This is a genomic window from Pantoea sp. F_5 (assembly GCF_008631595.1).
Classification (GTDB): domain Bacteria; phylum Pseudomonadota; class Gammaproteobacteria; order Enterobacterales; family Enterobacteriaceae; genus Pantoea; species Pantoea gossypiicola.
In genome coordinates this window covers 266258-279331 of record NZ_VWUO01000001.1, presented here as the reverse complement: position 1 = coordinate 279331, position 13074 = coordinate 266258, and the positions used below count along the sequence as shown (strand labels likewise).

General features: G+C 57.5%; 13 protein-coding genes. 2 read left to right on the top strand and 11 right to left on the bottom strand.

Annotation, left to right across the window (positions count from 1 at the left end; all coding sequences use genetic code 11):
- Positions 1-85 precede the first annotated feature (85 nt).
- The 10 genes from purF to F3I44_RS01375 all read right to left on the bottom strand — a co-directional run bounded on the left by purF (position 86) and on the right by F3I44_RS01375 (position 10358).
- A complete protein-coding gene (gene purF / locus F3I44_RS01420) occupies positions 86-1603 on the bottom strand; it encodes an amidophosphoribosyltransferase (protein WP_150010574.1) in 1518 nt (505 codons plus the stop codon).
- Between the two features lie 37 nt (positions 1604-1640).
- Positions 1641-2126, bottom strand: coding sequence for a colicin V production protein (cvpA, locus tag F3I44_RS01415; RefSeq protein ID WP_003854265.1), 486 nt, complete (start codon positions 2124-2126; stop codon positions 1641-1643).
- Between the two features lie 264 nt (positions 2127-2390).
- Positions 2391-3170, bottom strand: a complete 780-nt coding sequence (dedD, locus tag F3I44_RS01410; RefSeq protein ID WP_150010576.1) for a cell division protein DedD — start codon at positions 3168-3170, stop codon at positions 2391-2393.
- Entirely contained in the window at positions 3160-4428 is a 1269-nt protein-coding gene (folC, locus tag F3I44_RS01405; protein ID WP_150010578.1) for a bifunctional tetrahydrofolate synthase/dihydrofolate synthase, read from the bottom strand. Before folC ends, dedD begins: the two co-directional genes overlap by 11 nt.
- 94 nt (positions 4429-4522) lie before the next feature.
- Positions 4523-5437 (bottom strand): acetyl-CoA carboxylase, carboxyltransferase subunit beta, encoded by a 915-nt coding sequence (gene accD / locus F3I44_RS01400; RefSeq protein WP_150010580.1) that lies wholly within the window; start codon positions 5435-5437, stop codon positions 4523-4525.
- A 144-nt stretch (positions 5438-5581) separates the two neighbouring features.
- Positions 5582-6244, bottom strand: a complete 663-nt coding sequence (locus F3I44_RS01395) for a DedA family protein (RefSeq protein WP_033783739.1) — start codon at positions 6242-6244, stop codon at positions 5582-5584.
- A 29-nt stretch (positions 6245-6273) separates the two neighbouring features.
- On the bottom strand, positions 6274-7077 hold the full coding sequence (gene truA, locus F3I44_RS01390; protein ID WP_061063016.1) for a tRNA pseudouridine(38-40) synthase TruA: 804 nt from the start codon (positions 7075-7077) through the stop codon (positions 6274-6276).
- 2 nt (positions 7078-7079) lie between these two features.
- Positions 7080-8087 carry an aspartate-semialdehyde dehydrogenase gene (locus F3I44_RS01385; RefSeq protein ID WP_150010582.1) on the bottom strand — a complete coding sequence of 336 codons (1008 nt, stop codon included), beginning with the start codon at positions 8085-8087 and terminating at the stop codon, positions 7080-7082.
- A 302-nt stretch (positions 8088-8389) separates the two neighbouring features.
- Complete coding sequence (pdxB, locus tag F3I44_RS01380) at positions 8390-9523, bottom strand: 4-phosphoerythronate dehydrogenase PdxB (RefSeq protein ID WP_150010584.1); 1134 nt, start codon at positions 9521-9523, stop codon at positions 8390-8392.
- Between the two features lie 55 nt (positions 9524-9578).
- A complete protein-coding gene (locus F3I44_RS01375; RefSeq protein WP_150010586.1) occupies positions 9579-10358 on the bottom strand; it encodes an AraC family transcriptional regulator in 780 nt (259 codons plus the stop codon).
- A gap of 108 nt (positions 10359-10466) precedes the next feature.
- Between F3I44_RS01375 and F3I44_RS01370 the strand changes: the two genes are divergently transcribed.
- Positions 10467-11366, top strand: coding sequence for a DMT family transporter (locus F3I44_RS01370; protein ID WP_150010588.1), 900 nt, complete (start codon positions 10467-10469; stop codon positions 11364-11366).
- Positions 11367-11579: 213 nt separating this feature from the next.
- A complete protein-coding gene (gene flk / locus F3I44_RS01365) occupies positions 11580-12626 on the top strand; it encodes a flagella biosynthesis regulator Flk (RefSeq protein WP_150010590.1) in 1047 nt (348 codons plus the stop codon).
- 1 nt (position 12627) lies between these two features.
- On the opposite strand, the gene F3I44_RS01360 is transcribed toward flk, so the two are convergent.
- Positions 12628-13071, bottom strand: coding sequence for a rhodanese-like domain-containing protein (locus tag F3I44_RS01360; RefSeq protein WP_150010592.1), 444 nt, complete (start codon positions 13069-13071; stop codon positions 12628-12630).
- Positions 13072-13074: the final 3 nt, after the last annotated feature.

The following is a 13074-nucleotide window of genomic DNA, read 5'->3' as shown; positions in this document are numbered from 1 at the left end:
ATCATACGCGGCCAGCGGGTTTCTGAAAACAAACAGGGCGGGATTGCTCCCGCCCTGTTTTATGCTGCCCGACTATAGATGGATGTCAGCCTTCGTTGTGCAGCTCAAGGTTTTCAACTTCGTTCTGGCGCTGAAGCGCTTTGGCATCATCATTACGCAACGACTCCAGATACTCCAGATACTGCTGGTCGACATCTTTCGTCACGTAAACGCCGTTGAACACCGAGCACTCAAATTGAGCAATGTCCGGATTCTCTTCACGCACCGCTTCGATCAGATCGTCGAGATCCTGGAAAATCAGTGCATCGGCTTTAATCAGCTGGCGAATCTCTTCAACTTCACGACCGTGCGCAATGAGTTCCGTGGCGCTCGGCATATCGATGCCGTAGACGTTCGGGAAACGAATTTCCGGGGCCGCTGACGCCAGGTAAACCCGTTTCGCGCCCGCTTCACGCGCCATCTCAATGATCTGCTCGGAAGTGGTGCCACGCACGATGGAGTCATCCACCAGCAGCACGTTTTTATCACGGAATTCCGCGCGGTTCGCGTTGAGCTTGCGGCGTACTGCGCTGCGACGTAACTGCTGGCCCGGCATGATAAAGGTGCGGCCGACGTAGCGGTTCTTCACGAAGCCCTGGCGATAGGGTTTATCGAGAATACGCGCAATCTCCAGCGCGATATCGGTTGAGGTTTCCGGGATTGGAATCACGACATCGATATCGAGATCTTCCCACTCGCGGGCAATTTTCTCGCCCAGCTTGGTGCCCATGCGGACACGGGCGCTGTAAACCGAAATCTTGTCGAGGAACGAGTCAGGACGTGCAAAATAGACATACTCGAACAGGCACGGATTGCTTTTCGGGTTTTCAGCACACTGACGGGTCGACAGCTGGCCCTCTTCAGTGACATAAACCGCTTCACCCGGCGCCACGTCACGGATGAACTCAAAGCCCAGCGTATCAAGCGCCACGCTCTCTGAGGCAACCATATATTCGGTACGGCCGTCAGCGATAACGCGCTTGCCGAGGACCAGCGGACGAATACCGTTAGGATCGCGGAAGGCGACCATGCCGTGTCCGATAATCATCGCCACGACGGCGTAAGCGCCGCGCACCTGCTGATGCAGGGCTGCAACCGCAGAAAAAATGTTGTCGGCTTCCAGCGGATCGTTCTGGAAGCGATCCAGTTCCTGCGCAAAGATGTTCAGCAGGATTTCAGAATCTGACGTGGTGTTAACGTGACGGCGACCCTTTTCGAACAGGTGCTTACGCAGCACATGGGCGTTGGTCAGGTTACCGTTGTGCGCCAGGGTGATGCCATACGGGGAGTTTACATAGAATGGCTGCGCTTCAGAGGCACTGGAGCTGCCCGCGGTCGGGTAACGCGCGTGACCGATTCCCATATTGCCCTGCAGTCGCTGCATGTGGCGTGCTTCGAAAACGTCGCTGACCAGGCCGTTTGCCTTTCGCAGGCGAAAACATTTCAGCGCATCGATAGTACAAATGCCTGCGGCATCCTGCCCGCGGTGCTGGAGCACCGTTAACGCGTCATAGATCGACTGGTTGACCGGCATGAAACCGGTGATACCGACAATACCGCACATGTTGTCATTTCCTCATTTAGCCGCACACCCGGTCACATCACCGGGGTAAAAAACTCGACGTGCTTTTCAGGTAATCAAAGAACCACCTGATGATATAACTGAACTCGGGAATGAGTTGAGACTGTTGCCAGTCCGGACTTTTGGAAAAGCCAGTGAATGTATCAAGGAAGAACAGCAAAGCGGCTACGATCAGCACACCACGCAACGCCCCGAAACAGACGCCCAATACCCGGTCGGTTCCCGACAGGCCGGTTTTTTCCACCAGCGTGCCGATAACGTAGTTCACAATGGCACCCACAATCAGCGTCGCCACAAACAGCACACCGATGGCAATACCGTTACGAACCAGTTCGTCGTCAAAACCTGTAAACCAGACTGCAAGGTAGGCGTAGTAATGACTGGCGACAAAAAACGCGCATCCCCAGGTAACAAGAGATAAGGCTTCCCGGACAAACCCACGAACCAGGCTGACCAGAGCCGAAAAACCAACTACCGCAATAATGACGTAATCAATCCAGATCATGAACTCTTCCAGCGCCAGTGCAATTGCACCCCTGCATCCAGTTCGGGGCGCATTCTAACAGAAAAAGAAAACGTTTGCGTAGCGGTTTTCTTTTTCTGCATCCATAAATGCGGCGATGAAAAAAAACGCAATCGCCAGGGTGATTATCAACCAGACAGGCCGTTGAAAATCGTCACTATTCTTCGTGGCAGCGCGCGTTAAGCGCGCTGCCTGCCCGGTAAAAGACGCAGCCTGTTACTGCTATCGGCAGCGCCAATCGCCGGTTTAACGGGCGCTGTACGGTTTTACAACACCGCCCAGTCCTGAGATGTTTTTCAGTTCACCAACTGCGCCTTGCATTTTAGTTTTCGAGGCATCAGGGCCAACGTAGATACGGGTAATCTGACCCTGAACCGGCGTTGACGGCACGGTAAAGGCGCGATAGCCCGACAGCCGCAACTGCGCGACAATCTCATTCACTTTGCTGGCGTTCTTCAGCGCACCTAACTGCACCACATAAGCCTGTCCCGCCGGAGCCGTGGTCTCTGCCGCTTTTGGCGCTTCCTGCTTCGGCTGCTCAACCGCTTTGGGTTGCTCAACCAGCTTTGGTTTAGGCTGCTCCACGGCTTTTGGCTTCTGCTGTTCAACCAGCTTCTGCTTTGGCTGCTCGATGACTTTAGGTTTACGCGGCTCTTCGGCTTTCGGCTTCGTCACCGTCTGTGCAGGCACAGACTGATGAACCGGCGGCTGCGAGACAACAACAGGATCGCTCTCCTCATCCGGCTGCGTCCGTCCCTGCTCCGCCGTGGCGTTGGTTTTACCATTGCCACTGCTGCTGTTGACGGCACTGCCTGCGCCTTCCGGCGGCTGAGCAGGCAGCGACTGAGTTACCGGCGGCACCATTTCGCTGTCCTGCTGATCGTCAGGTTTCGGCACCAGCGGGATGGCGGCGAACTCCTCTTTGTAATGCTTTTTCTGACCATCCAGCAGCCCTGGCAGCACAATCACGCCAACGGCAACCAGAATAACGGTGCCGACTAAACGGTTCTGAAACTTACTTGCCACGTCCTTTCTCCGTTTCAATCGATTCCATGACCTGTGCCACAGTATGGAAGGAACCACACACCAGCACAGTGTCCTGCGGCGCAGCCCGCTCGCGCGCCTGCTGCCAGGCGAGTTCAACCGAACCAAAGGCCTCGCCCTGCGGCAGCGCGTCCAGCAGCTGCTCTGCACTGGCACCGCGCGGACCGTCAAGCGGTGCACAGTACCAGGCATCAACCATTGGAGCCAATGCCGCGAGCGTTCCGGCGATATCTTTATCATGCAGCATGCCCACGACGGCATGCACTTTGCCGCGTTTCGGCAGCGCCGACAGCCGCGACGCCAGATAGCCTGCCGCGTGCGGATTATGAGCGACATCCAGAATCACGCGCGGTGATTCACTTATTGTCTGAAACCGCCCTGGCAGCATCGCCAGCGGCAGGCTGGCGCGAATCTGCGTCTCACTGACCGCAAGCCCTGAGACCCGCAGCGCTATCAGTGCAGTCGCCGCGTTAGGCAGCGGCACCTGAGGCAGCGGCAGATCGTTCAGCTCGCCCTGCGCATCACGCAGCGACCAGCTTTCGGCCTGCGCATGCCAGGACCAGTCGCGGTTGCGCTGTAACAGTTGAGCGCCTTTTTCCTGCGCGACCACAGCGATGCTGTGTGGCATATCGGGTTCACCGACTACCGCCGGTTTCCCCGCGCGAAAGACGCCCGCTTTCTCACGTCCGATGCTTTCGCGATCCGGTCCCAGCCAGTCGGTGTGATCCAGCGCGATGCTGGTGACTACGGCGACATCGGCATCCACGATGTTGGTGGCATCCAGTCGTCCGCCGAGGCCGACCTCGAGGATCACGACATCCAGTTGCGCCTGGCGGAATAGATTCAGCGCGGAGAGCGTACCAAATTCGAAGTAGGTCAGCGAAATATCAGCCCGTCCGGCTTCAATCTCCGCAAAGCTGGCACAGTGCTGCGCTTCACCAAGCTCCTCGCCCTGAATCCGGACGCGTTCGGTATAGCGCACCAGATGCGGCGAGCTGTAGACGCCTACGCGATAGCCCGCAGCGATCAGCAGCGTTTCCAGGGTGCGGCAGGTGGTGCCTTTACCATTGGTACCGGCTACGGTAAAGACAAACGGAGCGGGTTTCAGCAGGTCGAGACGAAGTGCTACCTGACGAATACGGTCCAGGCCCAGTTCAATGGCCTGCGTATGCAGATGCTCAAGATAATAAAGCCACGTGGCCAAAGGCGACGTGGCTTGAGGAAGGTGAAGATTGTCCATATGTCCCGTTTTGCTAATTTATACCTGGCAGACTGGTGCTGCGGTATACGGTGCATTGGTAAGAGGCGCGAAAGGCGCGCCTCTCTATCTCCTGTCAGGCCTCGTTGCTTTCCGATTCAGTCGTCGCGGGAGCGGACGGTTCACCGTCATGCAGCGGTGCCGGCAGGTTCATCATTTTGGCCAGCAGGCTTGCCAGTTTGTAGCGCATTTCCGGGCGGCGGATGATCATATCAATCGCGCCCTTCTCAATCAGAAACTCACTGCGCTGGAAGCCCGGCGGCAGTTTTTCACGCACGGTCTGCTCGATGACGCGTGGGCCGGCAAAGCCAATCAGCGCTTTAGGCTCCGCAACGTTGAGGTCACCCAGCATGGCGAAACTGGCAGAAACACCACCCATAGTCGGGTCAGTCAGCACAGAAATATACGGAAGACCACGCTCCTGCATTTTTGCCAGTGCCGCACTGGTTTTCGCCATCTGCATCAGCGACTGCAGCGCTTCCTGCATACGGGCACCGCCACTGGCGGAGAAGCAGATCAGCGGACAGTTATCTTCCAGCGCCTGCTCAACTGCCCGTACAAAGCGTGCACCGACTACAGAGCCCATCGAACCGCCCATAAAGGCAAATTCAAACGCTGCCGCAACAACGGGCATACTGTGCAACTGACCTTTCATTACGATCAGCGCATCTTTCTCGCCGGTATCTTTCTGTGCTGCTACCAGACGATCTTTGTACTTCTTGGAATCGCGAAACTTCAGCAGATCTTTGGGTTCAAGCTCACTGCCAAGCTCAACCATCGTGCCCTGATCGAGGAAACTGCCGAGGCGCTCACGCGCGTGCATACGCATGTGGTGGTCGCACTTCGGGCAAACCTCAAGATTACGCTCCAGCTCGGCGCGGTAGAGAACCTGGCCACAGCTGTCGCACTTGGTCCACACCCCTTCCGGGATGCTGGCTTTGCGCGTTGGCGTCGTGGTGCTTTTATTAAGAATGCGTTCAATCCAGCTCATTGATGACCTTTCTGTTTAAAACTGACCTGGTCCAGTCGTCTTGATACTGCTGAAAACCGCTTCAGCAGACGGTAAATGTCGCTCATTAAACCACAACCTGTTCAGACTGTGGATAAAAATCTGGTCTTACCCCTGAGCGAAGTCTTACGGCAGCTTCTGCTGCTTCGCCTGACGGCGATGACGCCAGACTTCAATCACACCCGGCAGAATCGAGACCAGGATAATGCCCACAATCAGCAGCTTCAGGTTTTCCTGCACCACGGGCAGATCGCCAAACAGGTAGCCGGCATAGGAGAACAGCAGCACCCATAACAGCGCACCCGTTACGTTGAACAGCGCAAAGTGGCGATAGGACATATGGCCCATACCGGCAACAAACGGCGCAAACGTGCGGACAATCGGCACAAAGCGCGCCAGGATAATGGTTTTTCCGCCGTGACGGGCATAAAACGCGTGGGTTTTATCCAGATGGCTGCGACGGAAAATCTTCGAGTTCGGGTTACTGAACAGCCGCTCGCCAAACAGGCGGCCAATGGTGTAGTTCACCGCATCGCCCAGCACCGCGGCCACCACTAACAACGCCACCATCACATGCACATTGAGATCGTTACCCGGCAGTGCAGCCAGTGCACCCGCCACAAACAGCAGCGAATCGCCTGGCAGGAAAGGCGTCACAACCAGCCCGGTTTCGCAGAACAGAATCAGGAACAAAATAGCGTAAATCCAGATACCGTACTGTGCAACCAGCTCGGCCAGATGCACATCGATGTGCAGAATAAAATCGACCAGAAAATGGAGAAACTCCATAGCGCACCCTTTTAAGTCCTGAAAGTGAATTAATCCGCGAGGAACAACGGTCCCATCGACGGCTGTGGTAACGCAAAGTGGGATGGGTAATCCACCGCCACCAGATACAACCCTTCTGCCCGGGCTGTGGCTGCGGCTAATGTCCGATCCTTCGCCGCCAGCAGCGTTGCCATCCATGACTCCGGCTTATTGCCGCAGCCTATCTCCATCAGGCTGCCCACGATATTGCGCACCATGTGATGCACAAACGCGTTGGCTTTAATATCCACAATCACGTAGGGCCCCTGACGCGTCACGTTGAGGTGAATCACGTTGCGCCAGGGGGTACGTGACTGGCACTGCACCGCGCGGAATGAGGTGAAATCATTCTCGCCTAACAAACATTGCCCGGCTCGCTGCATCTTCTCCGCATCCAGTGGATGGTAAAAGTGCGTCACGCCCTGCGCCAGCACCGCCGGACGCAGGCGCTGATTGTAGATCAGGTAGCGATAGCGTCGGGCCGTGGCGCTGAAGCGGGCATGAAATTCATCCGGCACCGCTTTCACCCAACGCACCGCAATATCTGCCGGCAGATTGGCGTTGACGCCCAGCGTCCAGGCACCATCAGGCCGCTGCGACGTGGTTTCGAAATGGACCACCTGCCCTGTGCCGTGCACGCCCGCATCGGTGCGGCCAGCACAAAAAATGCTGACCGGATGATCGGCGACTTTCGACAGCGCGCGCTCTACCTTCTCCTGCACGCTGCGGACTTCATTCTGGCGCTGCCAGCCGTAGTAACGGCTGCCGTCATACTCGATACCGAGCGCCAGTTTTTGCGTCTGACCATCGGACATGCTTACAGATACTCCTGAACCAGTTTCTCAGCGGTTTTCACCGCCATCAGCGCGCCGCCAAAACGAATGTTGTCCGCCACTGACCAGAACTGCAGCAACTCCGGAATACCATAGTCGTTGCGCACAGCACCGATGCTCAGTTCGCCGTTGCCAGAAGCATCCGTCACTGGCGTTGGCACATCATCTTCTTCGCTCAGACGAATATCTGACGCCATCGCCAGCTCGGCACGCGCTTCTTCCGCAGAGAGCGGGCGCAGGTTTTCGATATGCACAATCTGCGCGTTACCGTAGAACACCGGAGCCTGTACGCTGCTGACCGCAATGGGCAAGCCTTCGTCCTGCAGGACTTTGCGCACCTGATCAATCAGGCGACGTTCACTCTCCACGCTGCCTTCTGCGTCGGCCTGTTGTGGCATCAGGTTAAACGCCAGCTGACGACCAAAGTGATGTTCATCAGCTGGGATACCATTCAGCAGGCGGGCACTTTCACCCGCCAGCGCATCGACTGCCACTTTGCCGTAGCTGGAAACCGAGATCAGATTGGTCACCTGTAAACGGCTCAGCCCGGCCGCATCTACCAGCGGTTTAATCGCCGTCAGCAGCTGGCTCACCAGGTTGTCCGCCACGCTGATGATGTTGCGATTGCGATAATCTGCCAGCACCTGCGGGTTGACATCTGGCACCACCAGCGGCACATCGGGTTCCAGCGCAAACAGCTCACTGCTGTCGATCACCAGACAACCCGCATTGGCCGCTTCGTCGGCAAAACGTGCCGAGGCGTCACGACCCGCCACGAAAAAGGCCAGCTGTGCCTGTGACCAGTCGAACGTCTCTGCATTGTCGACCCGCACCGAGCGGCCCTCGAAACGTTTAACTTCACCCGCGCTGTTTTCGCTGGCCAGCAAATATAATTCACCAACCGGGAACTGGCGTTCCGCCAGCAGTTCCAGTACAGCGTTCCCTACTGCGCCTGTTGCGCCCAGTAGCGCAATATTCCAGCCGTCAGACATGTTGGTTTACTCCAGACAATGACATAAAAACAGAAGGCGGTGATATTCACCGCCCAGGGATTCAGATTTATTCCCGTCGTCTTTCACGTTGCAGCGTTGCTGGCGGCGTTCACTCACCCGAAGCACTTATCGGAGTAAGCTCATCGGGATTCGTTCTCCTGCCGCCTTAATGCAACCCGAAATCCATCGGGTCTATCCCCCTTGAACTGGCCGTTATACAGGCACGCCAGCATTGCGCACCTTCCGTCAACTGTTCAGTACAGTGCGGCAAAGCGCGCCAGGGCGCTGGCCTGAAGCGCCCGTTACTTCGGGGAGTAGATTGCGTTAAAGCCCAGCTGATTCAGCATCTCAGCCGTTGAGGCGTCATCACAGTTTACCTGCAGCGAAGACCACTCGCGGCGCTCCAGATACTGCTTGCGCAGACGATCAAACTCGCCGGGTTTCCCCGCCACTTTACGTAGCGGGGCATCATCGCGGCGCACATCATACACCAGATGCGCCAGGCGTTTCAGTGTTGGCTGATCCAGCGGGCCATTCAGGGTCATTTCACTGAATTCCGGCTCCGGCAGTAATGAGCTGAGCGGCACCTGCTGCGGCTGACCGATAAAGTTGCACCAGGCTTCAAAGACCTGGGTGGTGCCGCGTGCTTTGCCTTCCAGCGTGTAGCCCGCGATGTGCGGCGTGGCGACGTCGACCTTATCCAGCAGCGCCAGCGAGAGATCCGGCTCCGGCTCCCAGACGTCCAGCACTACGCTGAGATCAGGGCGCATTTTCAGCACCTCCAGCAGCGCGCCGTTGTCCACGACCGGGCCGCGACAGGCGTTGATCAGAATGGTGTTGGGCTTCAGCGCCATCAGCAGCGCGGCATCCGCCAGATGCCAGCTTTTGTAAGGGCCGTCTTTAAACAGCGGCGTGTGGAAGGTCAGAATATCTGCCTGCTCTGTCACCGCCTCCAGTGACAGGAAATCGCCTTCGTCACCGCGATCGGCACGTGGCGGATCGCACAACAGGGTTTTGATGCCCCAGGCCTCCAGCCGCCTTTGCAGCCGCCCGCCGACGTTACCAACCCCAACGATGCCGACTGTGCGGTCACGCAGCTCAAAACCATCGCGCTCCGCCAGCAGCAGCAGCGCAGAGAAAACATATTCCACCACCGCAATAGCGTTACAGCCGGGAGCGGCAGAGAACGCAATGCCCGCCTGCTGCAGCCAGTTCTCGTCGATATGATCGGTACCCGCCGTCGCGGTGCCGACAAACTTCACCGGTTTTCCAGCCAGCAGCGATTCATTCACCTGGGTGACAGAGCGCACCATCAGGCCATCGGCATCGGCCAGTTCCGCCACCGGCAGCGGACGCCCAGGCACCGCGACCACGTCACCGGTGCGACTGAATAACTCACGGGCATAAGGCATATTTTCATCGACCAGAATTTTCACCACGGCTTTCCTGTCTGTTACATGTGAGGCAATTATTCTGGCACAAAGCGACGCGTTAGCCTAACCGCGCACGGTAGCGATCGGGCGTGGTGCCTGCCTGTTGCTGGAACATCACAATCAGCGCCGAGGCGGAACTGTATCCCAGCTCATGGGCGATGCTCTGCACACTTTCTCCCTGCTCGAGCAGTACGATGGCGCGCAGAAACCGCAGGCGCTGTCGCCACTCACCAAACGTCATATGCAGATGCTGCTGGCAGCGCCGCGCCAGCGTCCGTTCAGTCGTAAAGACCCGCGCCGCCCAGCCCGCCAGTGTCGTGTTATCGCCCGGATGCGCTTCCAGCGCATGTAACACCGGTGCCAGAAACTTATCGTCCGAAGTCGGCAGATAACTCTCCTGCACCTGCGCCAGCTTCAGACGATCGCGCAGCACCTCGCACAGTCGCCACTGGGCATCCGTTGCGGGTTGCTCGATTTGCTGCTCAGCGAAATCGTCCATGATGGCGTGTGCAATGGGATCCACCAGCATCAGACAGGCGCGCCGGGGTAAGTCGGCGCAGAGCGGTGCCGCCAGATTAAAGGTGCGGAACTGCGCCTGACGATGGTTATAGCTGCTGTGAAGCTGACCCGGCGGGATCCAGACCGGAATATCGGCCGGTGTCAGCAAGCGCTCGCCCTCGACCTGCATCTCCAGGACGTGGCTCTTCACCATGATCAGCTGGCCCCAGACATGAGAATGTGGCAGATATTCGGTGCGGGCATTGGCCTGTTCGTAACGCATAAAGTAGCGTAACTGCGGCGCATTGACCGGCGGCTGATAGGTCACTTTCAGGCTCATTCTGTCCGCTCATTCGCTTATTTTGTCCGATATTAACTATCTGGATAAATCCGGACAAGCGTACACTGCGCCTCATTAATGGCGTGTGATGATATATGGAGAGTCAGCATGTTTTTCCTGTACCCGCTCTTCGCGGTGATGATCTGGTCGATCAACTCAATTGTCAGCAAACTGTCGGCCAGTGCGATCGATCCGGCAGCGATCTCATTCTATCGCTGGTTGCTGGCGCTACTGGTGCTGACCCCCTTTGTGCTGCCTGGCGTGTGGCGCACGCGTCAGATCATCAAACCGCATCTCTGGCGGCTGGCGATTCTTGGGCTGCTCGGCATGGTGCTCTACCAGAGCCTCGCCTATTACGCGGCGCACAGTGTCAGCGCCCTCTTTATGGGGATCATCGGCGCGCTGATCCCACTGCTTACCGTACTGCTGAGCGTGGTTATCCTGCGGATTGCGCCAACGCTCGGTATCCTGCTCGGCAGTATCATCTCTTTTTGCGGGCTGGTGTGGCTGGTTAGTGAAGGTGACGTGATGCAACTGCTGAATCACGGCATGGGCAACGGTGAACTGATGATGCTGGCTGCTTCCACCGCCTATGCGCTGTATGGCGTCCTGACGAAACGCTGGGCGCTGCCACTGCCAATCTGGCAGAGTCTCTATGTGCAGATCGTATTCGGCGTACTGCTGTTGCTGCCCGGCTTTTTACTGGCACCTGACGTATCGCTTAACTGGCATAACCTCCAACTGGTGGCGTTCGCCGGACTGTTCGCCTCCCTCATCGCGCCCTTTTTATGGATTCACGGCGTGCAGCGCCTCGGTGCCAGCACCACCAGCATCTTTATGAATCTGACGCCGCTGTTTACCGCATTGATCGCCGTGCTGTTTCTGCATGAGCAGCTGCACAGTTACCACTGGATAGGCGGTGGTCTGACGCTGGGCGGTGTCATACTGGCGCAGCGGCTGCGCACACCTTTAACCCGGCATAAACCGGTAACTCAGCCACCATCCTGAACCGCACCCGCTGCGGATTAAGGTGCAGGGCTGCGGTGAGTAAAGATGCAACTGAAGGCAGTGATAAACCAGGTCGGCTGGGGTTCACAACTGAAGCGTAAATCTCGCACCGAAACGCGAGTCCCCCGTGGGATTTCCCGGGGGCTTTTGCTATCATGGCCTATTCGTTTTCCGGCGCACCCCACGCTGTTCTGTTTTCCCAAGGAATCCGCCATGCAACCTCTCAGCGGCCCCGGTGCGCCGGTCGATCGTTCATCTGTCAATCCGCAAACCGGCGTAACCCGTCACGGTTCTGTGGCGGGCGAACAGCCTCTCTCCCCTGCCCAGCGAACGACGTTAGAACGCCTGATCGTGCGTATTTTATCGCTCAGCAATCTTAAAGCGCCTGAACTCTGGGCGGGCGTCCGTCATGAAGTGGGTGTAAAGAGTGAAGCCGAGTTACAGTCGCGTCATTTTCCGGCTGCGGAACAGTATCTGAATAGTCGCCTGACGCAGGCGCAGAACGGACATGGCACCCGCCAGCTGATGACTCAGCTCACCGAGCTACTGCCGAAAGGTAATAACCGTCAGGCCGTCAGTGATTTTATACGTCAGCAGTTTGGTCAGACCGTCCTGAGCGCGCTGAGTCAGGATCAGCTGCGCCAGGTGCTGACGATGCTGCAGAACGGGCAGATGACGATTCCCCAGCCGCAGCAGATCCGCGTCAGCGATCGCACGCTGCTGCCTGCCGAGCACCATACCCTGAATCAGCAGGTGGTGCGCCTGGCCGCCGCCACCGGCGAATCCACAGGTAAGCTGTGGTCGGCGGCGCTGAAACTGGTGAATCTGAGCAGCGGCGATCCGATCCCCTCGCGCCACTTCCCGCTGCTGACACAGTATCTGCAGGTGCGCCAGACGCTGAGTCAGCACAGCGCGCCAACGCTGCAACTGCTGGAGGCGTCCCTGAAGCAGCCGCTCGATCAGCAGGAACGGCAGCAGCTGGAGGATTACAGCCAGCAGCGTTTTCAGACGACGCCGCAGATGGTTCTGACCACGGCACAGACGCAGGATTTGCTGAACTTCCTGTTCAGCCGTCGCGCTGACCGGGCTGAAAAACTTCTCGAGCAGCCGCTGGCTGCCAGTGAGATTAAACCTCAGCCGATCTGGTCACCGTTTGTTGCATCGCTGCCGCCCGCGATACAGCCGCTGGCGCAGCGTCCCCTGCTGGGATTTTTTGTCGCACTGGTGGTCATCACCCTTTTACTCTGGCTGGTACTTTGAGTCAGCAGCCGCAGGATGCCAGGGGCGCGGCGGCAGGCCATTCGCCCGCTGAATCACCCCAGATCAGCGGATGACCGTCACGTTTCCAGAAATCTAGTCCGCCAATTAACTCCTTCACCTGAAATCCCAGCGATGCCAGTTTCCAGGCCGCTTTCGTCGACCCGTTACAACCAATGCCGTCACAATAGGTGACATAGACTTTGCTGCGGTCAAGCCGCGCCGTCGTGGTGGCATCCATCCCGCGATGTGGAAAGTTAATTGCGCCGCAGATATGACCGGCGCGATAAGCTTCAGGGGCGCGGGCATCGATCACTACAATTTCTGGCGTCTGACGGGCCAGATCTTCCGCCAGATCCCAGGCGTCGGTGTAATAGGCGAGTTTTGTCTGCAGATAATCGAGGCTTTGCTGCGGCGTAGCGGCCGGAAACTGTAAAACCAATGACATAGC

Excerpts from the sequence above, each read along its gene's own strand:
- purF (WP_150010574.1), bottom strand. The coding sequence starts at position 1,603 with ATGTGCGGTATTGTCGGTATCACCGGTTTCATGCCGGTCAACCAGTCG.
- cvpA (WP_003854265.1), bottom strand. The coding sequence starts at position 2,126 with ATGATCTGGATTGATTACGTCATTATTGCGGTAGTTGGTTTTTCGGCT.
- folC (WP_150010578.1), bottom strand. The coding sequence starts at position 4,428 with ATGGACAATCTTCACCTTCCTCAAGCCACGTCGCCTTTGGCCACGTGG.
- accD (WP_150010580.1), bottom strand. The coding sequence starts at position 5,437 with ATGAGCTGGATTGAACGCATTCTTAATAAAAGCACCACGACGCCAACG.
- F3I44_RS01395 (WP_033783739.1), bottom strand. The coding sequence starts at position 6,244 with ATGGAGTTTCTCCATTTTCTGGTCGATTTTATTCTGCACATCGATGTG.
- truA (WP_061063016.1), bottom strand. The coding sequence starts at position 7,077 with ATGTCCGATGGTCAGACGCAAAAACTGGCGCTCGGTATCGAGTATGAC.
- F3I44_RS01385 (WP_150010582.1), bottom strand. The coding sequence starts at position 8,087 with ATGTCTGACGGCTGGAATATTGCGCTACTGGGCGCAACAGGCGCAGTA.
- F3I44_RS01375 (WP_150010586.1), bottom strand. The coding sequence starts at position 10,358 with ATGAGCCTGAAAGTGACCTATCAGCCGCCGGTCAATGCGCCGCAGTTA.
- F3I44_RS01370 (WP_150010588.1), top strand. The coding sequence starts at position 10,467 with ATGTTTTTCCTGTACCCGCTCTTCGCGGTGATGATCTGGTCGATCAAC.
- flk (WP_150010590.1), top strand. The coding sequence starts at position 11,580 with ATGCAACCTCTCAGCGGCCCCGGTGCGCCGGTCGATCGTTCATCTGTC.
- F3I44_RS01360 (WP_150010592.1), bottom strand. The coding sequence starts at position 13,071 with ATGTCATTGGTTTTACAGTTTCCGGCCGCTACGCCGCAGCAAAGCCTC.